Raw genomic sequence first — 24,677 nt, forward strand, 5'->3', positions numbered from 1 at the left:
CCGGACCATTCAATATCGTATCGTTCATCGCCTGCCTGGGGAAGATTATGTCAGAACAGACGACGCCTGTAACCTCCAACTCTGCCGTCCCCGGAGCAGATTCAGCGGCGGTTAAGCCATCGCTGAAGATTCTGCTGGCTGGGCCACGCGGTTTCTGTGCCGGGGTCGACCGCGCCATCCGGGTGGTTGAGGAGGCTTTGCGCCGTTATGGGGCTCCTGTCTATGTCCGCCATGAGATTGTGCATAACCGCACAGTCGTGGAAGGGCTGGAAGCTAAGGGTGCCATTTTTGTCGAGGAGCTGGATGAGGTTCCGGAGGACGGCCATGTTGTATTTTCGGCTCATGGTGTGCCCAAATCCGTCCCGGCAGAAGCACAGCGGCGCAATTTGCTCTATTTGGATGCGACATGTCCGCTTGTGTCTAAGGTCCATCGGGAGGCAGAGCGTCATTTCGCCGGTGGCGGGCCAGAGCAGCGTCATATTCTGATGATTGGTCACGCTGGCCATCCGGAAGTTGTTGGTACCATGGGGCAGTTGCCTCCGGGTGCTGTAACGCTGATCAATGATGCAAAAGAAGCCGCCGAGGTCCAACCTAAGGATGTGGACCGTCTGGCCTTTATTACGCAGACGACGCTCTCGGTAGATGATACGGCAGAGATCGTGGATATTCTGCGCTCCCGCTTCCCCAATATCGTGGGGCCGCGCCGGGAAGATATCTGTTACGCCACGACGAACCGACAGATGGCCGTAAAGGAACTGGCTGCAGAATGTGATTTGGTCATCGTCATAGGCTCGCCGAATTCGTCCAATTCGCAGCGGCTGCGTGAGGTGGCAGAGCGTTCCCTCGCAAAGCGGGCTCTGCTGGTTCCGAAGGTCTCTGATATGGACTGGAATGAACTGGAAGGCGTGAAGACGCTGGGCATGAGCGCTGGTGCCTCTGCGCCGGAAAGCCTCGTGCAGGAAATGATCGAACAGTTGTCTGTTCGCTATGATGTTACCATTGAAGAGCGTATCGTGAAGGAGGAGAACATTAATTTCCGACTTCCTCATCCGCTCTCTGATGCGGTCTGATACCTCATGGCGGTTTATACGGAACTGCACGAAGAGGATATGCGGGGCTTCCTATCCCTTTATGAGGTAGGGGAGCTCCGTTCTTTCATCGGAATTGCGGAAGGGATTGAGAACAGCAATTTTCTGGTGGAGACCACTCAAGGCCGTTTTATCCTTACATTGTTTGAAAAACGCATGAAACCGGAGGAACTACCCTGGTTTCTGGGCTTGATGACCCATCTGGCTGAACAGGGCATTGCATGTCCTCAGCCTATCGTGGCGAAGGATGGGGCTTCCCTCCGTCAACTGGCAGGGCGGCCGGCTGTTCTGGTCAGTTTTCTGGAGGGGCGGTCTCTTGAGGCTGTGACGCCGCAGGCTTGCGAGCAGGTCGGGCGGGGGCTGGCTCGTCTGCATGAAGCGGGGCGGGGCTACAAGGCCGAAAGGGCCAATGCTCTGGCCCCGGAAGGGTGGGTGAAGCTTTTCTCCCGCTGCACGGATGGCGGGGATAAAGCAGTAGCGGCTTTGATTGCCGAGACCCGCACGGCACTTTCCTCTATCGTAGAGTCATGGCCGGTGGCTGATGCTCTGCCACGTGGGCAGATTCATGCCGATCTGTTCATGGATAATGTTTTTTTTCGGGAAGATCAGCTTTCTGGCGTTATTGATTTTTATTTCGCCTGCACGGATTTTCTCGCTTACGACCTGGCCATTTGCCTGAATGCGTGGTGCTTTGAAGATGAGCGTCATTATAGGCAGGATTGGGCAGAGGCTCTTCTGCGGGGGTATGAGCAGGTCCGCCCATTGACTGCGGCAGAACATCAGATGTTGCCGGTTTTGTGTCAGGGGGCTTCCATGCGCTTTTTGCTAACCCGCCTGTATGACTGGGTGCATACGCCGGCGGGTGCTCTGGTGACCAAGAAGGATCCGTGGGCTTATCAGCGGCGGCTTCATCATTTCCAGAAGGTATCCGATGTCTGAGAGAGCGGATGAGGGGACGCCAGCTCCCACAACACAGGTGGAAATCTGGACAGATGGCGGGTGCAAGCCGAACCCGGGGCCTGGCGGGTGGGGGGTTTTGTTCCGTTGTCAGGGGCATGAACGCACTATGAAAGGCGGGGAGGCGGAAACGACCAATAACCGCATGGAGCTCACAGCTGCTGCTGTTGCGTTGGAAACCCTCACACGCCCCTGTGTAGTCAATCTTTATACAGATAGCGAATATCTACGGAATGGCATTACCCGTTGGCATACGGGTTGGGTACGGCGTAACTGGCGTAATGCATCAGGGGACCCTGTAGCCAATATGGATCTGTGGCGTCGTATTTTGGAGGCTGCTAAACGGCATAAGGTGGAATGGCACTGGGTGAAAGGCCATTCCGGACACGCTGAAAATGACCGTGTGGACCAGCTTGCGACCGAGGGGCGGGAAGAGTTGGATGTTTAATGGAAGATTTTTGCCGATAAATGTGTTCGGAGGGCTTTACCTGCCGGAAGAGATTGGCTAGATAGACCTCAGCTGATCCCGAATAGCTCAGTTGGTAGAGCAAGCGACTGTTAATCGCTGGGTCGTAGGTTCGAGTCCTACTTCGGGAGCCAGCCTTTTTCTTAGGTCCGACCGTGAGGGTGCGGGCCTTTTTTTATGTCTGATTATTTTCCAATCTATTGAAAAAAAGGGCTTTACCTGCCGGAGGAGATTGGCTAGATAGACCTCAGCTGATCCCGAATAGCTCAGTTGGTAGAGCAAGCGACTGTTAATCGCTGGGTCGTAGGTTCGAGTCCTACTTCGGGAGCCAGCTTTTTTCTCAGGTCCAACCGTAAAGGTGTGGGCCTTTTTTTATGCCTTTTGCATATAAAGATCAGCATGTTGTGGTTCTGCTTTTTCATGCCTTATCGTATGGAGAGATACGATTAAAACACGCGTGAAGGGCAAGAGCAGACCATGACAGGTGGCGTAGAGACACAGGGCTCACAGAGTATCAATTATGCGACGGTAACGTGGGATCAGCTGCACCGGGATGCTCGGTTTTTGGCTGCGGAACTGATGCGTAAATATAGGCCGTTTCGTGGCATTGTTGCTATCACACGGGGTGGATTGATTCCTGCGGCCATTTTGGGGCGGGAGTTGGGGTGCCGCCTGATAGAGAGTGTGTCCGTTGCCAGTTACGCAGGGGAGGAAGGGACCCAGCAGGAACCCAAATTGTTGAAGGCTCCTGAAGCCGCCGGAGATGGAGAAGGCTTCCTGATCGTGGATGATCTGGTGGATTCAGGGGTAACGGCTCGTTACGTACGGGAGATGCTGCCCAAAGCTGTATTTGCCTGCCTATATGCCAAACCGGATGGGCGGCCTTATACGGACCATTTTGTTACAGAAGTGCCGCAAGATACGTGGGTTTTGTTCCCGTGGGATATGGCACCGCAGTTTGTTGCTCCTCTAAATCGTAGCCATAAAGCGTAATTTTTTGAAAAAACACTTTTTTTAGGCAAGAAAGTCTCTTGCTTGTAAGAGGAAGTCCCTTTAAGAAGGGCTCCACGTCGTCGGGGCGTGGCGCAGCCTGGTAGCGCGCCTGTTTTGGGTACAGGAGGCCCCCGGTTCGAGTCCGGGCGCCCCGACCACGTTGCACAGCAAGGCGAGAGCGCCCTTAGCTCAGCTGGATAGAGCAACAGCCTTCTAAGCTGTGGGTCGCTGGTTCGAATCCAGCAGGGCGCACCATGCAATCCCATATTATTTCTAATAGAACTGTTCGTCCTGCGAGGGTATTGTCTCTTTTCGAGGCGCTCTTTCTTTCTATCTTCGGTTAGAAGAGAGTATATCTATTTTGTGAAGAAAAACATTCAAGAGACAGACCTTAAAGGTGAGTGTTCAATTCGTATCTGAATCGAGTATTTATTTTGGTGCAAATAACTTTGCCTAAATTTTGTTTCACTTCTTTATTTTTTAACTTTATAAATTAAATTTATTATTTTTATTTGTAAATTTCTCTCTCGTGAGGGGATGTTTACATTCCCTCTATCCTGTTATAACGCAGCTTATACCCTGATGTAATGAGGTGTTACCATGAGCGAGAATCGTTTGCAGCGTCTTTGGGTCATGGACTGGTTTGGTCATGTGATCGAGCAGCCTTCTGAAGATGGTCCTCTGATCCGTAGTTATTTGTCCCCTGGCTCTTACCCGGATACGTTCGTACTGGCTTCGTGGCCGTTTAAGACGCCAACTCGTGTTATGTTCCGTCATACCTCGAGTGTTGCGCATAACCTGCCAGATGCCCAGTTTGTGGATGCAGGTGCGAATCTTGTGGCTCTTGAAGATCAGGATTCCGGGACGTATTTCTCGATCAATCCACGGAACCAGGATACGCATTGGAACTCTCCAGCCGTATATGATTGGGAGCGTTTCATTCTCTTGACTAAGGAAATGCTGGACGGTCTGTCTGTCCTGCAGGATCACTCTTACGGTGAGGTGGAGATGAACGGACAGCCTGTCCCGACTCTTACCTGGCCTTCTGTGGTCGAGAATATTGGCAATTTTGCGTGGCTGGGTGGTTTTGCCTTCTCCATTACCCGCAATCTGGAGAATTTGGCCAAGATTGGTGCGACGGCACCGGGTGCATCCGTGGAGGTAACGCTGGTCAGCTCTCATGGCGATGTGGCCGAGCTGGTTATCGTTCGCTCAGAGAAAGAATTGTAAGACTTTTGCCCCATCCTTCTTCAAGAGGGATGGGATTTTTTCTGTTACATAGACCTGTCATCTGCACACCAATAACTCTCAGGCGAAGAGGTTTCAGGTGACCTGATATTGTTTTTTAGGAAATGGGTGATGCCCGGGGAAGTTTTACCTTACTCGTTTGATAAAGTCTGGTTCATGGACTGTTTTGGGCATGTCTTATGCTACACGCCCCATCGTAAGGCACTGGCCCGGGTACCGCTTCAGGGGGCTTTTGTTAGTGGCTTTGTGGCTAGCCCTTATCCTTTCCCACAGAATTTTGTGCCGCAATGGCGTAATATTTTCAATATGATGGTTGAGTTGGCCCCCCTTAGAATATGTCCGCAGGATAGGGGGCTGGTAGCTTTGTGTAGTGAGGAAACCGGCGACTATCTCAGCATCAACCCCTCGAATAATAAGACCACTTTTGCTGGAGGTATAGCAGACTGGGAGTTGTTCTGCCCCCTTCCTTATGATGTTTATATGGGGCTTCTAGCGATTACAGACCCTGGTGTAAGTCATATTGTCTGTCATAATGATAATGCGGAAATATCTGGTCTGCAATTTCTCTCCCCGGGAGAGAATAAGCCTTTTGTTGCCTCTTTGGACAGGAAGCGTATTAGTTTTCTGGATAATCTAGATAATTTTGCGAAAATAGGCCGTATGAAGAAAGGCGATATGGCGACTTTTGCTTTCGCAGGTTTTGTATCCGACAAGCAATATAATATACGCATTAAGCGTCTTAAAGATATAGCGTTTTGAGGGCTGCATGTTCGTCTCTTGTTATAATACCTATCTAGCCCTTGTTGATTGCAAGATTGTACAGAAGTTTCTTTGTGAATATTATGAGGATGATGCCCCAGCACCGGCGACAGAAGATGATCTCATCGCTGCGGGGTTTGAGATACATCGTCAGGTTGTTACCCGTGTAGGGGTCTTTAAGGCGGGTGAGGGTTATCTTTCTGCGTCTCCTGCTCTTTCTGATGCTTATCATCCTCATATGGAGCGGTGCGAAACATTCCGTGTTATCGAGCTTGACATGCTGCCGCCCCCAGTACCGAAATTTCCCGAGCAGGAACATATTGCTCATCAAATCCATCAAATCGGTATTTTCCCTAAATCACCGGGCGTTTATCCGAATGCTTTTATAGAGAATAGAAATAATATTGTTTCTTTAAACCAGAACTATACGTTTTATTTCTGGTCTGAAGGTGGATATTACGACATAGAGAAATTCATTAAAGAGCATTATGGCGATGATTTTCTGAAATATTATCAGGCGATTAGCCCTGATTATCTGGCAGCCAGAGCTGATCTCTTCCGTTATCTGTGTTTATATGCGGTTGGTGGTGTCTATCTCGACCTAAAAACGAGTATGTCCTATCCTCTTGATCTGATTATACGTCCAGATGACCGGTTCTTGCTTTCCTTCTGGTATCATGGGGCCCGTATGCATAGGGAGGTTGAACATATCCCTTATGGTGAATACGAGCAGTATTATATAATTTGCGCAGCAGGCCATCCTCTAATGCGCCGCATCATACAGCAGGTTATGTGCAGTATTGCCCTTTATAAAAAAGCTATTCATGGGGTAGGGGCCTACGGTATTCTACGTGTGACGGGGCCTCTCTTATATTCCATGGTGCTTCACGAATATCGTGGGCAGTATGAGGATAGCGTAAGGCAGATTCATAGTTACTCGAATGGTGTTGAATATACCATTTTTGAGGATAATGCGGCACATCATGAGCCTGTAGGGAAAGAGACGCATTATAGTAAGCGCAACTCTAATATCATCAATACCAGAGTGTTAATTTAGGGTATCATCAGGAGGCGGGGGAGTATGCTTGCCATGAAAATGATTCGGCCCATATATCGTTTTTTTAGAACCCTATGGGTAGGGACTGTAAGTGTTGCTCTTGCCCTGCCGTTATCTGGGGGTATGCCGGTGGTAAAGGCGGCAGCCTATCCTCTGTCCCCTAAAGAACGTATTTTTATAAATGATCTGGAACATCGGACGTTTAACTGGTTTTGGGAGACAGCCAACCCTCGTAATGGGCTTGTGCCAGATCGTGCGCCGTTGCCGCATGGTGCTGCCAGCATAGCCAGTGTGGGGTTTGGTTTGACCGCTTATGGAATTGGGGTAAAGCGGGGCTATATCACACGGCAGCAGGCCGTGGAGCGGACCCTTCTTACATTACGTTTTCTTGCGGCATTGCCTCAGGGTGATGCCGCTAGCGGCACGGCAGGCACTCACGGATTTTTCTATCATTTTTTGGACCCAGAAACAGGATTGCGGGTAGCGGACTGGTCGGAACTTTCCAGTATAGATACAGTCTTGTTGATGGGCGGGGTGTTGTTTGCCCAGTCTTATTATGATGGTTCAAACCAGCAGGAACAGGAAATCCGAGCACTGGCAGATGGGCTTTATCGCCGGGTAGATTGGCAGTGGATGACTGGTGGTAAAAGTTCATGGTTGAGTATGGGCTGGATGCCGCCAGATCATTTTCTGTCCTCACAATGGACGGGGTATAATGAGGGGCTGATGCTTTATTTGTTAGCTCTCGCTTCACCTACCCATGCTTTGCCCGCTGATACATGGGACCGCTGGACAGAAACACATAAGGGGCAGCAGGGCAGTTTTTATGGGCATGACATGCTTAACTTCGCTCCCTTGTTCGGGCACCAATATAGTGAATGCTGGGTGGATTTTCGCAATCTTATGGATAAAGCGAGCCGTCGGCGGGGGTACACTTATTTCCAGAATAGTCGCAGAGCGGCTTATGCGCAGCGTGAGTATGCACGCCATAATCCGGGGCACTGGAAAGGCTATAGTGCAGATATCTGGGGCCTGACGGCCTCGGATGGCCCAGGGGATGCGTATAGGGATGTGGACGGCCAGCACCGCCATTTTCTTGCTTATAGTGCCCGTGGGGCTGGGCGAGATTATGTGCTTGATGATGGAACGATTGCTCCCACGGCGGCGGGTGGGTCTGTGGCCTTTGCGCCAGAAATTGCTTTGCCTGCACTTCAAGCCATGAAGGCCCAGTATGGCAGTAAGGTCTATAACCAGTATGGCTTTTTAGATGCCTTTAACCCCAGTTTTGCCGATGGCGATAGCTTCTGGGTTGATAATCAGCAGTTGGGGATTGATCAGGGGCCCATTCTACTGATGATAGAAAATCTACGGAGCGGTTTGGTCTGGAAGGTCATGAAGAAGAATGCTTACCTCCAGAAAGGGCTCCATCTGGCAGGGTTCCAGAAACAATAACGGTTCTTAGAGGGTATGGGCGAGACGTCCGCAAGCTCCGGCATTGCTCAGTAGAGTATGAGCTGTTCTTCATGCAGGGAAGCGGGCAGGGCTCCGATCCCTGCTGAGGCCCGTTGCAGGATGTATGTCTCAAAGCCATCTCGGACAGCATGGCGGGCCGTGGCAAGCACGCAGACATCCAAGGCTACACCGCATAGAAAAACCCGTGTGATGCCAAGGCCCCGCAGTAGAGCGGTTAGGCCTGTGCTAATGCCATGATCATCATAAAAGGCAGAGTTTGCATCTGCCTTTAGGGCCGTGCCTTTGCGAATAATGTGGGTGATGTTCTGTTGATTCAGCCCCTCTACCAGAGCAGCACCGAATGAGCCTGCAAGGCAGTGTATGGGCCAAGGTCCGCCTTGTTCTTCAAAGGAATAATGCTGCGCCGGGTGCCAGTCCTGCGAGGCAATGACAGCACGGAAGCCGCATTGGGTTAGGTGGTTGATGATTGGCAGACATGCCGGCCCGCCGGAGACGGGGAGAGCCCCACCCGGCATGAAGTCGTTCTGCATATCAATAATGAGTAGAGCATCCCGTTGGGTGATAGCATCGGGGAGCAGGGGAGGATGGGAGGTCATGATAGGGCAGAATTCATCCGTTTTTGTTGGCGGACTTCATGCGGGTCACCAGAAGCTGGTTAATGCGGAACCGTTCGACATCCACGACCTCAAACCGGAAACCGGCAATCTCGACACGGTCTGCTTTACGGGCCATGCGGCGCAGGCGGTGTGTGATGAAGCCGGCGATCGTGTCAAATTCGGCATTGTCGTGGAAGAGGGGAATATCCAGCTCACGAATGACATCCAAAATGGGAGCCGCTCCATCAATGAGCCATGAATCATCATCACGGCGGACGATGGCCTGCTCTTCAAAGGGGTTGGCCAGCCCATCCATCAGGGCACCCATAATATCTTTATAGGTGATTAGCCCGACCACAAGCCCATATTCATTGAAGATAAGTGCAAATCCGGCCCCGTGAGTATCGAATTGAGCCAGAGTTTCCCAGAGATTCAGCGTATCAGGCAGAGACAGGACATCCCGGCGCATGTTGAATATCTGTCTGGGAGGAGCCTTCTGTGGGTTGGTTAGCGTGGCTGGTTCGTCCACCACGGCGACCAGAACGTCTTCTGCGCGGATAGAACCGACCACTTTATCTAGCGATCCATCACAGAATGGGTAGCGGGAATAAGGGCGAACACGCACTTTATCACGCTGGCTTTCTAGACTTTCATTAACATCTAAATAAACAATTTCATCCCGTGGGGTCATGGCAGATGTTACGGAACGGTTCTGTAGTGCCATGACATTTTGGATCATCTGGTGTTCTTGCTCCAGCAGGATACCGGAGGCTGTTCCCGCAGCAAGAATGGCCCGGAGATCCTCCGGCGTTACAGCCTCTACTGTGGCTGTAGCAGGAATACGCAGCAGCTTTAGGATCAGGTCGGCGATATGGGAAAAGACCCATACGGCAGGATAAAGCAGCTTCAGGATCAGGGCAGGGAACCAACCTACAGCCAGAGCAATCTTATCGGGGGCATTCATGGCTGTTCGTTTGGGGAGAAGGTCGGCAAAGAGCACGAACAGCCCTGTCACGAGAATAAATGAGGTAAAGGACCCAGCCTTTTCCGACAGAGGAGCGGATAGTCCCAGATAATGGAAGCCAGCCGCGAAAGGTTCACTCAACAGAGCATCCCCGACAACACCCCCCAGGATGCCAACAGCATTGAGGCATATCTGTATGGCTGTCATCACCTGCCCGCTATTGCGGCGGAGACGTAAGAAAGCCCGTGCTCGTCTGTCACCTTCTTTAGCCAGAGCCCGCATACGGGTTTCTCGTGCTGCGGCAAAAGAGATTTCCGAGAGGGAAATAAGAATGGAGACCCCGATCAGTACAACGGTGACTAGCAGGCCAACGACCAGCATGATGAGGGAATGGTGACTGGATGATGTGGTGGGCATATGCTCTCTCTATGGCCACCCTGCCAAGGCAGCGATTATTGGCGGCATGATAATGGAGTTGGTACAGGTTTCAATTGCTTTATGCGGTTAGCAGGAAATAATTTTTTTAGGTTGGGTAATGTTTAAGGAAGAGATCTTTTTTGAAGAGGTAAAGAATATATTACAAGACATGTCTTTGAAATTATTATAAAAAGCTTCACAAGATGTAGAATGTGATTTTATGAGGGAATAATGAGTGTTTTTCCAATAGTTATTTCGTTCGATAAAAAATATGTGATACCGGTACTCATCACGATAAAATCCATATTGAACAATTGTTCTGATACTAGCAAGATTGAGTTCTTCGTACTTTATAAGCACCTTGATAAAACACTGATACAACTTGTAGAGCGTGTTGTTTTTTCTTTTGGGAGTGTTGTCTCATTTATTGATTGTTCTTCATTTTTGGAAAAACAAAGATTTTCCAATAACGAGAATCGCCCTCTGGAAACTTATTTTCCTTTATTTATTCCTACGCTGTTTAAAGATTTTAGCCGAGTGTTGAGCATTGATGTCGATGTATTGGTGAGAGATGACATCCTGAAGATTATTCAAGAACTTCCTTCGGATAAGAAAATCGGCGGTGTTCGCTGTATGATAAGGAATTACAGGAAATATGATGATTATGGAGATTTTAATAAATTTAGCAGGAACGTGCTGGGTTTAGCCGATCCATGCCGTTACATAAATAGTGGACTAGTTCTTTTTAATATGGATGCCATTACGACATCGGATTCTTTATACTGTATTGAATGTATAAATAAAAAATGGCCCTTTTACGATGAATCAATATTGAATCATGTTTTTAGAGAATCTCTTTATAATTTTGAACAATGTTGGAACTTTTACGCTGAATATGTAGATACAAATTACCTTGATTTTGAACCTGATATACAACAGCAGGTGAAAGAAGCACAGGACAATGCGTCCATATTCCATTTTGTAGCAGATACCAAGCCGTGGGATCATCCCGAACCTGAGACTACAAGTAAATATAGGTTAGAATATCGGGAGCTGGTCATCTCTGTAAAGGAGGAGATTAGACAAAGTCTACCTAAGGTGATTTGTGGCTTTATGTGGGATAAAATTGATAAGGCCTAAGCGATCCATTCAGGGATAATAGTAACGTATCCCGATATTTTTCATGTGTTCCACAGTCTCTTCTGAGAGGAAAACCCCAGAAGAGACTGTAGCCTAGGCTATGAACGACGTTAGAGGATTGGCATTGCCCCCATTTGTTTTGAGAGCATCAGCCTGCCTCGGGCAGTCCGGCCATTGTACGCCATTCAGCTTCATCAAGAGTGCGGATATTCAGCTCATGGGCCTTCTTAGCCTTGGAACCAGCTTTTTCACCCAGAACGACTAATGTTGTGCGGCGAGAGACGCTGTCCGTCACCTGTGCGCCTAGCCGTTCAGCAATGGCTTTCGCTTCGGCTCGGGACATGGTGGTGAGCGACCCCGTGAACACCATGACCTGACCACTCAAGGGAGCAGAGCCTTCATCATCAGTAACGGGACCTGTCTCTTCGTTGATGGTCAGGGATGGCGTCAGGTCATCCAAAGCGTCCCGGTTATGCTCTTCAGCAAAGAAGGCAGCCACTTCCTCGGCAATGGCGGGGCCAATGCCCATGATGGCACTCAAGGCAGCTCGTTCTTCGCTATCCGATTCAATAGCGGCGAGCATGGCCTCATGCCAGGTTGAGAAGGTTTGATAATGACGTGCGAGTAACTGGGCGTTACGCTCCCCGATGCGGCGGATACCCAATGCATAGATGAAGCGAGGTAGGCTGATGGTGCGGCGGTCATCAATAGCCTGAAGTAATTTATCGACCGACTGCGGCCCCCAGCCTTCCAGCTTTTGGAGGCGTTCCCTGTGCTCATGCAGGCGGAAAATATCGCCCGGACGTTGGACCAGCCCAAGCTCATAAAAGCTGCGAATGCTGCGCTCGCCCAGCCCATCAATATCGAACGCTTTGCGGGATACAAAATGAATAAGCCGCTCGACCGTTTGGGCAGGACAAGTCAACCCTCCAGAACAGCGGCGCACGGCCTCCTCGCCAATGCGTTCGGCATGGGCATGGCAGGCAGGGCAGTGGTCGGGAAAATGGAACGGCCCAGCCCGGTCTGGCCTGTCAGCATCGACGACACCAAGCACTTGCGGAATAACATCCCCGGCACGCTGGATGCGCACGAGGTCACCGGGCCGGACGTCAAGACGGCGGATTTCATCCTCATTATGCAGGGTTGCCCGGGAGACGATGACCCCACCGACATTGATAGGTTCCAGATGCGCTACGGGGGTAAGGGCACCAGTCCGCCCCACCTGAATCTCGATGTCGTTTAGGCGGGTAATGGCCTGTTCCGCTGGAAACTTCCAAGCGATGGCCCATCGAGGGGCACGGCCCACAAAGCCAAGGCGTGTCTGAAGGTCTATGGCATCAATTTTAAAAACGATGCCGTCAATATCATAATCAAGATCAGACCGTTCCTTGGCCAAGTTCTCCACATAGGCGGGCACATCACTGGCGTGGCTGATGGCCTGTGAGAGTGGATTGACGGTAAAGCCCCATTTTTTCAGCTGCTCTAGCCATTCCAGATGGGTGGTGATGGTCACGCCCGTGTTATAGCCCAGCCCATAGGCAAATAGCCCCAAAGGGCGGCGGGCCGTAACGGACGCATCCAGCTGGCGGAGTGATCCAGCAGCGGCGTTGCGTGGGTTGGCGAAGGGCTTTTCTCCCCGTTCTTCCTGCTGCTTGTTGAGGGCCAGAAACTCGGCCCGGCTCATGAAAATTTCGCCTCGGATTTCCAGAAGTTCCGGAAAGGGGGCAGGGAGTGTCTGGGGAATGGTGCTAATGGTCTGCACATTGGCGGTCACATCTTCCCCGGTCGTGCCATCCCCCCGGGTCGTGGCGACAGTCAGCGTACCATTTTCATAGGTCAGGCTGATGGAAAGGCCGTCAATTTTGGGTTCCGCTACGAATTTTAACCCGTCTGTTTGGGCCTCATCCAACCCAAGAAATCGGCCGATCCGGCTGATGAATTGGGCAAATTCATCCTCGTTGAACACATTATCCAGCGAGAGCATAGGGGCACGGTGCTTGACCTTGCCAAAGGCCGGATTGGGCGCTGCCCCGACCTGTGAGGAAACGCCGTCCTTTTGTTTTAGTTCCGGGTGGCGTTTCTCCAGCATGACCAGTTCCAACCGAGCATTATCATATTCGGCATCGGAGACTTCCGGATTGTCCTGCCCATGATAGGCTTCATTCCAGCGGGCAATTTTTGCTTCCAGTTCGGCATGGCGCTGGGCGGGAGTGGGAGTACGGGTCATTCTGCTGTGGGTCCAAGAAGGCTATCCGCCGCTGCACGGGCGGCATCGGTTACAGTATCACCAGCGAGCATACGGGCTAGCTCTTCACGGCGTTCTTTATCTGTTAGAGGGGTGGCACTGGTCTGCGTCTGATTATTGACGACCTGCTTAGCGATGCGGAGCTGATGGTTACCGTAAGCAGCGACCTGAGGGCTATGGGTAATGGCTAGCACCTGAACATCCTTTGCCACACGGTTTAGCCGCTCCCCAATGGCGGAGGCAGTGGCCCCACCAACGCCAGAATCCACCTCGTCAAAGACCAGTGTGGTGAGGGAAGAACGCCCTGCTAACACGACCTTGAGAGCCAACATCAGGCGGGAAAGCTCCCCACCGGAGGCTACTTTGCCAAGAGGGCCGGGTGGCTGGCCGGGATTGGCAGCGATGAGGAAAGCCACCTGTTCCATGCCATGACGATTCCACTGCTCGGCAGGCAGGGGGGAAAGTTCGACGATGAAGCGTGCCCGTTCCAGCTTGAGAGGCACCAGCTCCGCCATGACCCGAGCCTCAATCTGACGGGCTGCCTTACTGCGGGCTGCACTGAGCTCTTGGGCAGCTTTCTCGTAGGCGGCCCGGCTTTCGCGGACTTGTTCTTCCAGTTGGGCGAGGGCCTCTGCGCTGGAATCGATGCTGGCAAGCCGTTGGTTCAGTGTTTCCAGGAATGAGGGCAGTTCACTAACGCTAATCTTATGCTTACGGGCTTCGGAACGCAGGGTGAAAAGCCGTTCTTCTGTTTCTTCCAGAAGGCGGACATCAACTGTCGTATCCACGGCCAGACGGGAAAGCAGGGTCTCAGCCTCGGCCAGATATTCCTCTGCTTTTTCCAAGGCGGTAAGAGCTTCTTGTGCCTGTTCCTGCTGGGCGGATGGTGTTTCTTGTTCTTCGTCTTGTGCTCTGTCCAGAGGAGAGGGTAGCAGCCGGGAGAGGGCACGATTGGCCGAACGGAGTGCCGTGGCAGGTGTGGCGGTACGGCGGTCTTTGGGGGTTAGTTCTGCAAGGGCAGCGGCGACAGCTTCGCCTCGGCGTTCATCCTGTTGGAGCTTGATGCGCAGGGCGGCAAGCTCATCTTCCTCGCCTTCCTTGGGGGCGAGGGCGGAAAGGTCGTCCACGACCTGACGCAGCCAGTCTTCTTCTTTGCTGGCCTCCTCTACCTCTTTGCGGGTCTTGTTTAGGGTGCACAGTGTGTTCTGCCATGTATCCCAACAACGAGCGACTTGCCGGCGTAGATGTTGTGGAACCCCGAATGCATCCAGCAATGTCTGGTGAGCACTCTGATTAGCCAACCCCATTTGTTCATGCTGGCCCTGTATTTCCACAAGAAGGGAAGCTACTTCCCGCAGGATGCTGATGCTGATGGGTTGGTCGCAAACATAGGCCCGGGAACGTCCTTCTTTGGGGACGATCCGACGCAAGATAAGGGGTTTGCCTTCTTCGACGGAGGCAATGCCTTTGTCTTTGAGCAGTTCATAAACGGGATGGCCCGAGGGTAGCGTGAAGGTAGCCGTCACGCTGCTTTGGGGGGCCCCGGCCCGAATGATGCGGCTGCTAGTCCGCTCGCCCAGAGCGAGACCGAGACTATCCAGCAGGATAGATTTTCCAGCCCCGGTCTCTCCCGTCAGGGCTGTCAGACCACCGTGGAACGGGAGGTCCAGCTTTTCTATCAGTACAACATCACGGATGGAGAGATGTGTCAGCATAAATGCAGCCTCCAGAACCGGTAGAAACAGCCATGCCATGTTTCTGTTATGGTTTGTAGAAAATGCGGTGCCCGATAGTCAGGAAGAAACTTGATCCGTGCAAGTGGTTGCACCGGCCGGACAAAGAGAAACGTTGTGAGGCCAGATGTTTCTAACCTCACATGTTACTTTTCAGAAAGAATTGCGACACGAATACGGCAATAATGAACCTGCCTTAGTGTGATGTCTTTCCATTATTCTGATGGCTGGAGCCAGAGGCCGCAGCCGGCACGGGGGGAATCTCGACAGAAGCAACAGGTGCAGACTGTGTCGTGGAAACAGGCTGCACAATGACAGCATCCGGAGATGCCGGTGCACTCTTCTGCACGGGCGGCGGTGCCATGGTGTGGTGTTTCTTGGCGTGCCGCTCCTGCTTCTGCTGGCTACGGGCGGGCTTTGGCAGTTGCGGCGTAAGCTGATTGTTATATTTCAGCTTGTCATAGGCGAGACGATACCAGCGGCTATCTGGCGAGTTGTAGCCAAGGACAGCTGCGGCCTGACGGGCCTCATCTGGCAGGCCGAGGTCCAGATTGACTTCCACCAGACGCTCCAGTGCTTCCGGCACATGGTTGGTCGTCTGGAAGTCCTGAATAACCCGCTGGTAACGGCCATAAGCGGCCTGATAGTCTTTTTCCCGCTGGTAGTAACGGCCAACATACATCTCTTTACCGGCCAGATGATCACGGCAGAGGTCAATTTTCAGCTGGGCATCACGAGCATAAGAAGTTTGGGGGAAGCGTGTTATGACTTCCTGGAGAGCATCCATAGCCTCCAGCGTGCCAAGCTGGTCTCGGGAAACATCGCCGATCTGCTCGTAATAGCAGAGGCCACGGAGATAATAGGCGTAAGCGGCATCCGGGCTGGTGGGATGCAGCTGAAGGTAGCGTTCTAGCTGCTGGACAGAAAGCGCATACTCACCCTGTAGGTAGTAGGCGTAACCTTCCATCAGTTCGGCACTGCCCGTATAGCCGGAATAGGGGAAATTTTGCTGGAGGAGCTCGAATTCACTGCTGGCCAGCTTGTAATGCCCACCATGCAGGGCATCAATCCCGTAGTTATAGAGGGTCTCGGCATCTGCCGTGCGTGGCAGCTTTGCCTGTATGTCGGCATCGGAGCTGGAGCAGCCCGTAAGAAGGGCAAGCCCGAGCAGAGCCGGTGCGCCGAGGGCCGAAAGACTGAAACGGTACGAAACCATGTGGGATTTGAGGATGCTGCTGACCATGATTTTCTTATAGCATGGGAGTGTTCAGGGGAAAGGGGGTTCTTGCGTCCGGATATGATATTCTCAACCGGATGAAGGAAGCCTGTGCGGGCTGCCATCAGAGAAACGCCAGTTTTCGGGGGAGGCGAACAGGGTGTGCAAAAGCTGGTTGTTCAGTGCATGGCCTGTTTTATGGCCTTCGAACCGGCCTGAAAGTCTGAATCCGGCACAGTAAAGATCACCGATAGCATCCAACATTTTATGGCGGACACATTCATTATCAAAGCGTAGCCCATCGGGGTTTAGGATACGGTCATGTTGAATGACCAGTGCATTCTCCAGCGAGCCCCCGAGAGCTAGCCCCTGTGCCTGAAGCATGGTGATATCCTGATGGTTCACAAAAGTTCGGCAGGGGGCGATGTCATGCTCGAAACTATGTTGAGATAGAACCATCTGGAAAGATTGTTTCCCGATGGCTGGGGCGGGGAAATCAATGGTGAGGGAGAGTTCAAGCTCTTCCGGTCTGCCCGGTAGTAAGCTGGCATAAGCGTCGTTCTTCCCCTTTGCGTGAACTGGACGAAGAACTTCAATAGTCCGGCGTGGCACTGGTAGGCGGCTACGGCCAGCCGCCTTTATGAGAGAAAGAAATGTGCGGGAACCACCATCTAAAATGGGTAGTTCTGGGCCATCAAGCTGGATGAGCAGGTTATCCACCTCACAGGCATGGAGGGCCGCCATGAGATGTTCCATCGTGGCGACTGTCAGCCCGGGTGTGAGCGGGGAGGAAGCAACCGTGGCTAGTGGGCTGGAGATGATGCAGTCATATGTCAGGCGGAAAGCAGGAGAGGCCGCTACATCTAGCCGTTGGAACCGAGTACCCGTATCAGGCCCTGCTGGGACAAGATGGACTAAGGCGGGTTTGCCACTATGTAGCCCTATGCCCTGACATTGTATGGCACGATCCAATGAGGTCTGCATTTGCAGGGATGCCGGTGCTGGCCGGGAGTATGAGGCGTCTGTCATGAGGGCAGGTGCTTGGGCATGGGCGACCTTACCCGATGAGGCAGGGCGCGCCCCCATAAAGGGGGAGAGGTGGATAACGCCCCCAGCCTACAGAAAGGCTGAGGGCTTATAGGCAGAGTGGGTTACTTCGGGCCACGGCGCAGATAGGTCGGGATGCTCAGCTCGTCATCCTCGGGAGGTGTTGTCAGACCGTCACTCTGTGGTGGCTTCCGTTCACCAGAGACAGGCGGTACGTCCCGGCGGTCATGTTCTGGTGCGGGGCGGGAACGGAAGAAGCGGCTAAACAGCCCACCACCCGTCTGCCCGGCATCTTCTCTTGGGCGGATCGGCTCGGGCGGAATACCGCTGGGGGTGTGATTAGGGCCGAGATGGGGATCGTAATTGGGGATATGAGGGGGATGGCTCTCAGGCGTTGGCTCGGATGGGTTTTCACCCTCATGCACACCCTCAGCCCCTTCGGAAGGCCCGTTATGCTCGGTGGTTTCTGCCTCATGCTCCGCAGCCCGATTCCCCTCTGCGGGGGGAGCTGCGTCCTCGGTGGAAGGCGTACGATGAGGTGCCTCGGCGGGTTTTTCTTCAAAAGGCTCCTGGCGTTTCTGGCCATTCAGCCCCGTAGCGATGACAGAAACCTGTACTTTGCCCTGCATGTTCTCATTGACGACAAACCCGCTGTTGATTTCTTCATCTTCACAGTTGGCTGTCTCACGGATGAGATTCATGATCTGGTTATAAGCCAGCAGGCTCATATCTGGACCAAGCGTCACGTTGACGAGCAGTGCCCGTGCCCCAGCGATGGAGGTTTCCTCCAGGAGTGGGTTAGAGATGGCTCGTTCGGCGGCGGTGATGGCCCAATCCTCACCGTCTTCTTCAGCCGAGGCGGTACCAATGCCCATCATGGCCTTGCCCATGCCGCTCATGACAGTGCGGACATCGGCGAAGTCAAGATTTTGGTACCCGGCTTCCACCATCAGGTCCGTCACGCTGCGGACGCCGCTGTATAGAACATCATCAGCCATGGCGAAGGCCTCCACAAGGGAGGTCGTCAACGAGGCACTGCCAAAGAGGTTCTGGTTAGGGATGACCAGCAGTGTATCAACGTATTTTTCCAGCTCGGCGATGCCGGCTGCTGCTGCCCGACTGCGGCGGGAGCCCTCAAAGTCGAATGGTTTGGAGACGACACCAATCGTCAGAGCGCCAACTTCATGGGCGATCCGTGCTACGACAGGGGCTGCGCCTGTACCGGTGCCACCGCCCATACCAGCCGTAACGAAGACGAGGTCCACACCCTCCAGATGCTGGCGGATTTCGTCTTCCACCTCCTCGGCGGACTGACGCCCGACCTCTGGCTTGGCTCCTGCGCCTAGTCCGCGTGTCAGGGTTGGGCCAAGCTGGAGACGTGTTTCCGCTTTGGAGAGAGCCAGCTGTTGTGCATCCGTATTGGCAGCAATAAAGGTGACGCCCCGTAGGTGGCCATCAATCATGTTATTGACGGCATTGACCCCGCCGCCGCCAACCCCGATGACAGTGATGCGCGGGGGGCTGACAGCGCTAACACCAGGGGTCGTCGGGGTCAGGTTCAATGACATAATGGTCTTGCTCCGGCCGGGGTGGACTATAAAGAGAGCTACAGATGTGCTGTAGCAAACAGATTTCGGCGATAGAGTAACATCTGGAATGAAAGATGTAATCTGAAATATCGAGGCTAAAGCCTGTTTATGTCTTCCTTCGTAGGAAATTTGCAAGACGCCAGGCAATACCCCGTGGGGCTGCTTCAGTCTCGGAGAGGCAGAAACGGTCTTTTGCTCCAGCCGCCCAAGCGAGTAGGCCCGCCGCTGTTGAGAATCCCGCCCAGATGGAGGGATGGTCTGATTCCGGTAGCCCTCGTATCGCCGTGGGAGAGCGGACCTGCACGGGACGGTTCAGGATTTCCGCCGCTACAGCATCTATCCCATTGAGTAACGCTCCACCGCCTGTCAGGATGACACGCCCTTCTGCTGGACGACCTAGACCGGCTCCATCAAGCTCATAGCGGAGCATTTCCAGCGTCTCTTCAACACGAGGGGCAATAGCCCGGACGAGGTCGGCCCGGGTGATTTGCCGGACAATATTGCGATGTGAGACAGGGAGGGCGATGGGGATGGAGGTATCATCGGCTGAGGCATAAGCGACCCCGTAGAGGGTTTTTAGCCGTTCTGCGGTTTCGAGCTGGATAGACAGGGACTGGGCGATGTCACGAGTGATGTGATGCCCGCCAACCTTGATGTGCCGTGTGTAAAGGACCCGCCCACGGGCAAAGACGGCAAGAGTGGTTGTCCCGGCCCCCATATCGACAACAGTCACCCCTAGGTCGCGTTCATCATGATCGAGCACGGCAAGGCCAGAGGCGATGGGGTTGGAAAGCAGGTCGACAGCCCGCAACTCCGCTTTACGTAGGACGGCATCTAGCGTGTGTAGGGCGCTCGTCTGGGCATCTACGAGATGAAACTTGCCGACCAGCTTTTCGCAGCGCTGCCCGCAGGGGTTTAGAACAGTGAGGCTGTCGTCAATATTGAAGCCCAGAGGCATGGCCTGAACAATCCTACGGTCATGCTCGGCGGCGTCGTGGCGGGCCTGCCCGTAGAGGTGCAGAATGTCATCTTTGGTTACTTCCCGCCCATTGGGAGCCATGAGGGTATCAATATGGTAGCTGCGCGGATTGCCGCAGGCGAGATTGACCGTTACGTCTCGAATACGGCGGCTGATTTTGCGTTCCGCATCCCCAACTGTTGCTCGAATGACCCGCTCCAGTTGGATAGTGTCTACGATAGCCCCGGAGTTCACCCCTTCAGAGCGCCGCCACCCCCAGCTTAGTACACGCAGGCCGCCATTTTTCAGCCCTTGCCCAATTAGGCAGGTTGTTTTGGTGGAGCCTATGTCCAGAATAGCCTTCAGCCCTGGTGTCCAGACAAAGCCCTGCTGTTCTTCTGAGGGAAGAATGGGAAGAACGGCTCGGTTCTGTTGAAGGATGGCGGGGGAATGCTGAGAGGCAGAGCGGGACATGATGGATCAGTTTTCAGAGGGCGGAGGCACAGGTGGGACTTCCTGGTCGGCACCCGGAGACGTAGCAGGGTGAATGACCATACGGTCGGGCAGGCGCATGTCAATGGTTTTCAGGGGGCGGTCTAGGAGCTGATAATCGTGTTGATAGTCATGCAGGCGAGAGAGGGCGGCAGCTTCGGCGCCTTCAGGCAGCATAAGGGTGGTGCCATTCTGCATGAGGATATTCCAGCGTCGCTGCCCAATACGGATAAGGGCCAAGGTATGGCTGTTAATGTCAGGGAACTGGTCTAGCAGGGTAATGAGGGTATTCGCCTCCAGATTAGCCCCGGCACCAACAACAAGAGGCAGCTTGCGGAACACAGAACTGTTATGGGCCGTCAGCTCTTGCCGGGAGACGGTATCTCCCTTCTGGTTGATGAGAACGAAATGGCCTTCCATCTGCCAGATGGCGATGGGGTTTTTCTCCTCTACCGTTACACTGATGGTATCTGGCAGATGGCGTTCGACCGTCGAGTGGTCGATAAAGGGCAGGGCATCAATACGCTCCCGTGCATCTTCGACAGAAAAGCTGAAAAGCGAGTGGTTCAGGCTCGTTCCCAAGGCCTCCATGATCTCGCTTTCATCAGTCAGGTGCCGCCCGGTGATGATGATGTGCTGAATGCGTAGCGGGTCTAGTGCTGCTAGGCGGGAACGTAGGCTGTCGGCTAGTCTGTGCCCTCCTTGGCTGCTCCAGGCTAGCCAGCCAGCACCGGCAAGCAGGAAACAGACCACTCCCAAAATACTGAGCCGCCGGAGAAGGATCTTCTGCCTTTGCCAGAAGAGGGACATGCTGGAGGGGCGGTCCCCGTAGGGATCGAAAGGCTCCTGAGGGCGTTTTCTGAAGAAGGACACCATGATGTGTCAGCGGTTATCTGGTAGGGGGACAGGATGGAGGGAAAGCGGGTGTGCTTGCCCTAGTGCATCCATCACCAACCAATGGCATAGCAGGGGATAGCTTACGCCACGGGCTGCGGCCTGCTCGGGTAGTAGGGATGTGGCCGTCATACCCGGTTGGGTGTTGACCTCCAGAATGACCAGCTCATCACTGTCGCTGTTATAGCGGTAATCTGTCCGGCTAGCGCCCTTGCAGCCTAGAGCTTGATGGGCCTTGCGGGCCAAGGCAAGGGCTTGTTCCGTAATGTGTGCTGGCAGGGGGGCGGGAATAATATGGCGGGACCCATTGGCCTGATATTTGGCGGCAAAGTCGTAAAAACCGCCGCTTTCCTGCGGGAGGATTTCCGTCACGGCGAGGGCATCATCCCCCAGTACGGCGACTGTTAGTTCACGACCGGGAATGAAACGCTCGGCGAGAATCTGAGGGCCGAATGTCCATGAATCAGCAATGGAGGTTCGCCGTTCTGCATCATCCTTATGGATGATATGCACCCCAACGGATGATCCTTCTGCTACGGGTTTCAGCACATAGGGGGCTGGTAATGGTGCTTGTTTTTTTAGCTCATCCGGGGTGGTGAGACAGCCTTCTGCTACGGGCAGTCCAGCCGCTTGAAGGGCCATGCGGGTGCTGGCCTTGTTCATGGCGATGGCAGAAGCCAGCACGCCAGAATGAGTATAGGGCAGGCCCAGCCATTCTAGCACGCCCTGGATGGCACCATCTTCCCCACCGGGACCATGAAGGGCATTGAAGACGGCATCGGGCTTGCAGGCTTTTAGGGCCTGAATGGTAGCAGTAATGTCCGGCCCTGCATCAATGGCATGGACATGGTGTCCGGCTTCCTTCAGAGCGGCCATCACAGCCTTGCCGCTGGAGAGGCTGACGCTTCGTTCACTGGATGTTCCCCCCATCAGTACCGCAATGGAAAGAGGGGTGGAGGTAGGAAGGATGGGTGTGTATGTCATGCCCGGATGTCTCACTATCAGGAGGAAGAAGCAGAAGGAAGAGGGCGGCCCAGCCGTTTGATCTCCCAATGCAAGGCGATGCCGCTTTTATCCAAAACACGGCTACGGACCATTTCGCCTAGTTCTTCCAGCTCTGTGCTGGTGGCATTGCCTGTGTTGAGCATGAAGTTGCAGTGTTTCTCGCTAATCTGAGCCCCTCCATGTCGTAGCCCCCGGCACCCGGCAGCATCAATCAGCTCCCATGCCTTATGTCCTTCGGGATTACGGAAGGTGGAACCACCGGTCCGGGCACGCAGGGGTTGGCTGGCCTCACGGCTGGCACGCATTTCCTGCATTTTTTGCTGGATAGCGGCAGGTTCTTCATCGCCACGTGCCTTTAGGCGGGCACGTAGGACGATGCTACCTGCTGGCAGAGAGGTATGACGATACTGCATGTTTAGTGCCGAGGCGGGCAGACGTTGGAGTGTGCCTTCATGGGTCAGAATCTCTACCCAGTCGAGCAGGGTAGACATGTCCCCCCCATAGGCTCCTGCATTCATGCAGACGGCACCGCCAATGGAACCGGGAATAGTGGAGAGGAAGGCAAAACCGGCCATGCCTGCCCGTGCTGCTGTTTCAGCTACGCTGCTATCTAGTGCGGCCGCTCCGACGATCAGGCCATCGTCATCCGCTTCGATGCTTGCAAAACCTCCTGCAAGGCGGATGGTCAGGCCCGGAAGGCCACCATCCCGGAGGATAACGTTGGAGCAGGCTCCAAGAACCGTCACCGGCAGGTCGGATGGGCACTGGCGCAGGGCGGAGGCGAGGTCTTCGGTATCCTGCGGGATGAAGAGCCAGTCGGCAGTTCCGCCGGTTCGGAACCAGCTGCGTGAGGCCAAAGGGGCGTGTGCCTTCAGCCGTCCCCGTATATGTTTGAAAGGTGCAGCAGCCGTCATGATGCGTCCTGTTTGAGGCTGGTCAGCTGCTCGGGAAGAGCCTGTGCCCAGTGGGTGATGGACCCAGCGCCCAGGCAAAGGACATAGTCACCCGGCACGGCTACGTCGGCGATGACGGTGGCTAGATCATCCGGGGAGGTGAGGGGCAGGACATGGCGGTGCCCACGGTCCCGCAACCCTTCGACGAGTTGGTCTCTCCCAATGCCTTCGATGGGGCTTTCCCCTGCGGCATAGACGTCTGCCACGATAACGGTATCGGCGTCGTTCATGCAGGTGCAGAAATCATTGAATAGTGCATTGAGGCGGGAATAACGGTGCGGCTGGATGACGGCAATGACATGCTTTGCCCCAGCCTGTCGGGCGGCTTTGAGCACAGCGGCAATCTCCACAGGATGATGGCCGTAATCATCAATGATTTTCACATCATTCCAGGTGCCTGTCAGGGTAAAGCGACGCTGCACGCCTCGGAAGCCGCCAAGGGCATCGGCGATGACGTGATCGGGAATTTCCATTTCCTGCGCCACGGCGATGGCAGCCACGGCATTGAGGACATTATGGTGCCCGAACATGGGTAGGTGGAACGGTCCGGCCAGACGTTGGCTGTTGGTGGCTCGGTCTGTGATGGTGACGTTGAAGTTTACGCCCTGACCGTCTGCCCCGGTGATTTCAGCCCGAACATCTGCCTGTGGGCTGAAGCCGTAGGTTACGACACGGTGGTCGGAAAGCTGAGGGATCATTTGTTGCACGCGCGGATGGTCCACGCAGAGGACGGCAAACCCGTAAAAAGGGATGTTGGAAACGAATTGTCGGTAACCGGCCTCCATCGCTTCATCGGACCCCCAATGGTCCAGATGTTCGGGGTCCATATTGGTGACAACGGCAATGATGGCAGGAAGGCGGAGGAAAGAGCCATCACTTTCGTCGGCTTCCACCACCATCCAGTCACCGGACCCCATGCGGGTGTTGGTGCCGTAGGCCTCGATGATGCCACCGTTAATGACGGTCGGGTCCAGCTTGGCCTGTTCTAACACACAGGCCACGAGGCTGGTCGTGGTCGTCTTGCCATGTGTCCCCCCGATGGCCACCGCCCAGCGTAGGCGCATCAGCTCGGCCAGCATCTCCGCCCGCCGGACAACGGGAATGAGCCGGGCACGGGCGGCCATGACCTCCGGATTATCCCGCTTCACAGCGGTGGAAATGACAACGACCCGCGCTTCCCCCAGATTGGCTTCATCATGGCCAATATGCACTTGAATCCCCGATTTGCGCAGGCGTTTTACATTGGCATTTTCGGCAATGTCGGACCCCTGAACCTTGTAGCCAAGCATATGCAGTACTTCGGCAATGCCGGACATGCCGATGCCACCAATACCAACGAAGTGAATCAAGCCAAGATTGAGGGGTAATGCACGCATGAGGGGGAACT

21 protein-coding genes and 4 tRNA genes are annotated in these 24,677 nt (G+C 53.9%); 13 read left to right on the plus strand and 12 right to left on the minus strand.

Annotated features, from left to right (window positions below; genetic code table 11):
• The first annotated feature begins 47 nt into the window (after positions 1 to 47).
• The 12 genes from ispH (at position 48) to CPA57_RS00305 (ending at position 8,020) form a co-directional block, all read left to right on the plus strand.
• On the plus strand, positions 48 to 1,070 hold the full coding sequence (gene ispH, locus CPA57_RS00250; RefSeq protein WP_182080502.1) for a 4-hydroxy-3-methylbut-2-enyl diphosphate reductase: 1,023 nt from the start codon (positions 48 to 50) through the stop codon (positions 1,068 to 1,070).
• Positions 1,071 to 1,076: 6 nt separating this feature from the next.
• On the plus strand, positions 1,077 to 2,027 hold the full coding sequence (locus CPA57_RS00255) for a homoserine kinase (protein ID WP_182080504.1): 951 nt from the start codon (positions 1,077 to 1,079) through the stop codon (positions 2,025 to 2,027).
• Entirely contained in the window at positions 2,020 to 2,493 is a 474-nt protein-coding gene (rnhA, locus tag CPA57_RS00260) for a ribonuclease HI (RefSeq protein WP_182080506.1), read from the plus strand. Before CPA57_RS00255 ends, rnhA begins: the two co-directional genes overlap by 8 nt.
• Before the next feature lie 76 nt (positions 2,494 to 2,569).
• Positions 2,570 to 2,645, plus strand: a tRNA-Asn gene (locus CPA57_RS00265).
• A gap of 121 nt (positions 2,646 to 2,766) precedes the next feature.
• Positions 2,767 to 2,842, plus strand: a tRNA-Asn gene (locus CPA57_RS00270).
• Between the two features lie 146 nt (positions 2,843 to 2,988).
• The gene (gene gpt / locus CPA57_RS00275) at positions 2,989 to 3,504 is read left to right on the plus strand and encodes a xanthine phosphoribosyltransferase (protein ID WP_182080508.1); all 516 of its coding nucleotides are present in this window, start codon (positions 2,989 to 2,991) and stop codon (positions 3,502 to 3,504) included.
• 81 nt (positions 3,505 to 3,585) lie between these two features.
• Positions 3,586 to 3,662, plus strand: a tRNA-Pro gene (locus CPA57_RS00280).
• Positions 3,663 to 3,682: 20 nt separating this feature from the next.
• Positions 3,683 to 3,759, plus strand: a tRNA-Arg gene (locus CPA57_RS00285).
• Positions 3,760 to 4,104: 345 nt separating this feature from the next.
• A complete protein-coding gene (locus tag CPA57_RS00290) occupies positions 4,105 to 4,734 on the plus strand; it encodes a hypothetical protein (protein WP_182080510.1) in 630 nt (209 codons plus the stop codon).
• Between the two features lie 126 nt (positions 4,735 to 4,860).
• Positions 4,861 to 5,511, plus strand: coding sequence for a hypothetical protein (locus CPA57_RS00295; protein WP_182080512.1), 651 nt, complete (start codon positions 4,861 to 4,863; stop codon positions 5,509 to 5,511).
• Positions 5,512 to 5,518: 7 nt separating this feature from the next.
• Positions 5,519 to 6,568 (plus strand): glycosyltransferase family 32 protein, encoded by a 1,050-nt coding sequence (locus CPA57_RS00300; RefSeq protein ID WP_182080514.1) that lies wholly within the window; start codon positions 5,519 to 5,521, stop codon positions 6,566 to 6,568.
• A gap of 33 nt (positions 6,569 to 6,601) precedes the next feature.
• Positions 6,602 to 8,020 carry a glucoamylase family protein gene (locus CPA57_RS00305; protein ID WP_407647548.1) on the plus strand — a complete coding sequence of 473 codons (1,419 nt, stop codon included), beginning with the start codon at positions 6,602 to 6,604 and terminating at the stop codon, positions 8,018 to 8,020.
• A 47-nt stretch (positions 8,021 to 8,067) separates the two neighbouring features.
• Here CPA57_RS00305 and CPA57_RS00310 read toward each other — a convergent pair whose 3' ends face one another.
• A complete protein-coding gene (locus CPA57_RS00310) occupies positions 8,068 to 8,637 on the minus strand; it encodes an isochorismatase family protein (protein WP_182080518.1) in 570 nt (189 codons plus the stop codon).
• Positions 8,638 to 8,650: 13 nt separating this feature from the next.
• Complete coding sequence (locus CPA57_RS00315; protein WP_182080520.1) at positions 8,651 to 10,018, minus strand: hemolysin family protein; 1,368 nt, start codon at positions 10,016 to 10,018, stop codon at positions 8,651 to 8,653.
• Positions 10,019 to 10,249: 231 nt separating this feature from the next.
• On the opposite strand from CPA57_RS00315, the gene CPA57_RS00320 reads away from it, so the two are divergent.
• Positions 10,250 to 11,158, plus strand: coding sequence for a glycosyltransferase family 8 protein (locus CPA57_RS00320; RefSeq protein WP_182080522.1), 909 nt, complete (start codon positions 10,250 to 10,252; stop codon positions 11,156 to 11,158).
• Between the two features lie 148 nt (positions 11,159 to 11,306).
• Here the strand turns inward: CPA57_RS00320 and ligA are convergent, their stop codons facing one another.
• The 10 genes from ligA to murC form a co-directional block, all read right to left on the minus strand.
• On the minus strand, positions 11,307 to 13,385 hold the full coding sequence (ligA, locus tag CPA57_RS00325; RefSeq protein WP_182080524.1) for an NAD-dependent DNA ligase LigA: 2,079 nt from the start codon (positions 13,383 to 13,385) through the stop codon (positions 11,307 to 11,309).
• Complete coding sequence (gene recN, locus CPA57_RS00330; protein ID WP_182081733.1) at positions 13,382 to 15,118, minus strand: DNA repair protein RecN; 1,737 nt, start codon at positions 15,116 to 15,118, stop codon at positions 13,382 to 13,384. The genes ligA and recN overlap by 4 nt, the downstream gene beginning before the upstream one ends.
• Before the next feature lie 214 nt (positions 15,119 to 15,332).
• Entirely contained in the window at positions 15,333 to 16,352 is a 1,020-nt protein-coding gene (locus CPA57_RS00335; RefSeq protein WP_229709232.1) for an outer membrane protein assembly factor BamD, read from the minus strand.
• Positions 16,353 to 16,442: 90 nt separating this feature from the next.
• On the minus strand, positions 16,443 to 17,381 hold the full coding sequence (lpxC, locus tag CPA57_RS00340; protein WP_229709129.1) for a UDP-3-O-acyl-N-acetylglucosamine deacetylase: 939 nt from the start codon (positions 17,379 to 17,381) through the stop codon (positions 16,443 to 16,445).
• A 122-nt stretch (positions 17,382 to 17,503) separates the two neighbouring features.
• The gene (ftsZ, locus tag CPA57_RS00345; RefSeq protein ID WP_182080529.1) at positions 17,504 to 18,967 is read right to left on the minus strand and encodes a cell division protein FtsZ; all 1,464 of its coding nucleotides are present in this window, start codon (positions 18,965 to 18,967) and stop codon (positions 17,504 to 17,506) included.
• A gap of 127 nt (positions 18,968 to 19,094) precedes the next feature.
• The gene (gene ftsA / locus CPA57_RS00350) at positions 19,095 to 20,420 is read right to left on the minus strand and encodes a cell division protein FtsA (RefSeq protein ID WP_182080531.1); all 1,326 of its coding nucleotides are present in this window, start codon (positions 20,418 to 20,420) and stop codon (positions 19,095 to 19,097) included.
• 6 nt (positions 20,421 to 20,426) lie between these two features.
• Positions 20,427 to 21,314 carry a cell division protein FtsQ/DivIB gene (locus CPA57_RS00355; RefSeq protein WP_182080532.1) on the minus strand — a complete coding sequence of 296 codons (888 nt, stop codon included), beginning with the start codon at positions 21,312 to 21,314 and terminating at the stop codon, positions 20,427 to 20,429.
• A 6-nt stretch (positions 21,315 to 21,320) separates the two neighbouring features.
• Positions 21,321 to 22,316, minus strand: a complete 996-nt coding sequence (locus CPA57_RS00360; protein WP_182080534.1) for a D-alanine--D-alanine ligase — start codon at positions 22,314 to 22,316, stop codon at positions 21,321 to 21,323.
• Between the two features lie 17 nt (positions 22,317 to 22,333).
• Positions 22,334 to 23,251: a UDP-N-acetylmuramate dehydrogenase gene (gene murB, locus CPA57_RS00365; protein WP_182080536.1), complete on the minus strand. Its 918-nt coding sequence runs from the start codon at positions 23,249 to 23,251 to the stop codon at positions 22,334 to 22,336.
• Positions 23,248 to 24,666: a UDP-N-acetylmuramate--L-alanine ligase gene (murC, locus tag CPA57_RS00370; protein ID WP_182080538.1), complete on the minus strand. Its 1,419-nt coding sequence runs from the start codon at positions 24,664 to 24,666 to the stop codon at positions 23,248 to 23,250. The genes murB and murC overlap by 4 nt, the downstream gene beginning before the upstream one ends.
• Positions 24,667 to 24,677: the final 11 nt, after the last annotated feature.

This window comes from Bombella favorum, from assembly GCF_014048475.1.
GTDB classification, from domain to species: domain Bacteria; phylum Pseudomonadota; class Alphaproteobacteria; order Acetobacterales; family Acetobacteraceae; genus Bombella; species Bombella favorum.

Excerpts from the sequence above, each read along its gene's own strand:
- ispH (WP_182080502.1), top strand. The coding sequence starts at position 48 with ATGTCAGAACAGACGACGCCTGTAACCTCCAACTCTGCCGTCCCCGGA.
- CPA57_RS00255 (WP_182080504.1), top strand. The coding sequence starts at position 1,077 with ATGGCGGTTTATACGGAACTGCACGAAGAGGATATGCGGGGCTTCCTA.
- rnhA (WP_182080506.1), top strand. The coding sequence starts at position 2,020 with ATGTCTGAGAGAGCGGATGAGGGGACGCCAGCTCCCACAACACAGGTG.
- gpt (WP_182080508.1), top strand. The coding sequence starts at position 2,989 with ATGACAGGTGGCGTAGAGACACAGGGCTCACAGAGTATCAATTATGCG.
- CPA57_RS00290 (WP_182080510.1), top strand. The coding sequence starts at position 4,105 with ATGAGCGAGAATCGTTTGCAGCGTCTTTGGGTCATGGACTGGTTTGGT.
- CPA57_RS00300 (WP_182080514.1), top strand. The coding sequence starts at position 5,519 with ATGTTCGTCTCTTGTTATAATACCTATCTAGCCCTTGTTGATTGCAAG.
- CPA57_RS00305 (WP_407647548.1), top strand. The coding sequence starts at position 6,602 with ATGAAAATGATTCGGCCCATATATCGTTTTTTTAGAACCCTATGGGTA.
- CPA57_RS00310 (WP_182080518.1), bottom strand. The coding sequence starts at position 8,637 with ATGACCTCCCATCCTCCCCTGCTCCCCGATGCTATCACCCAACGGGAT.
- CPA57_RS00315 (WP_182080520.1), bottom strand. The coding sequence starts at position 10,018 with ATGCCCACCACATCATCCAGTCACCATTCCCTCATCATGCTGGTCGTT.
- CPA57_RS00320 (WP_182080522.1), top strand. The coding sequence starts at position 10,250 with ATGAGTGTTTTTCCAATAGTTATTTCGTTCGATAAAAAATATGTGATA.
- ligA (WP_182080524.1), bottom strand. The coding sequence starts at position 13,385 with ATGACCCGTACTCCCACTCCCGCCCAGCGCCATGCCGAACTGGAAGCA.
- recN (WP_182081733.1), bottom strand. The coding sequence starts at position 15,118 with ATGCTGACACATCTCTCCATCCGTGATGTTGTACTGATAGAAAAGCTG.
- CPA57_RS00335 (WP_229709232.1), bottom strand. The coding sequence starts at position 16,352 with ATGGTTTCGTACCGTTTCAGTCTTTCGGCCCTCGGCGCACCGGCTCTG.
- lpxC (WP_229709129.1), bottom strand. The coding sequence starts at position 17,381 with ATGACAGACGCCTCATACTCCCGGCCAGCACCGGCATCCCTGCAAATG.
- ftsZ (WP_182080529.1), bottom strand. The coding sequence starts at position 18,967 with ATGTCATTGAACCTGACCCCGACGACCCCTGGTGTTAGCGCTGTCAGC.
- ftsA (WP_182080531.1), bottom strand. The coding sequence starts at position 20,420 with ATGTCCCGCTCTGCCTCTCAGCATTCCCCCGCCATCCTTCAACAGAAC.
- CPA57_RS00355 (WP_182080532.1), bottom strand. The coding sequence starts at position 21,314 with ATGGTGTCCTTCTTCAGAAAACGCCCTCAGGAGCCTTTCGATCCCTAC.
- CPA57_RS00360 (WP_182080534.1), bottom strand. The coding sequence starts at position 22,316 with ATGACATACACACCCATCCTTCCTACCTCCACCCCTCTTTCCATTGCG.
- murB (WP_182080536.1), bottom strand. The coding sequence starts at position 23,251 with ATGACGGCTGCTGCACCTTTCAAACATATACGGGGACGGCTGAAGGCA.
- murC (WP_182080538.1), bottom strand. The coding sequence starts at position 24,666 with ATGCGTGCATTACCCCTCAATCTTGGCTTGATTCACTTCGTTGGTATT.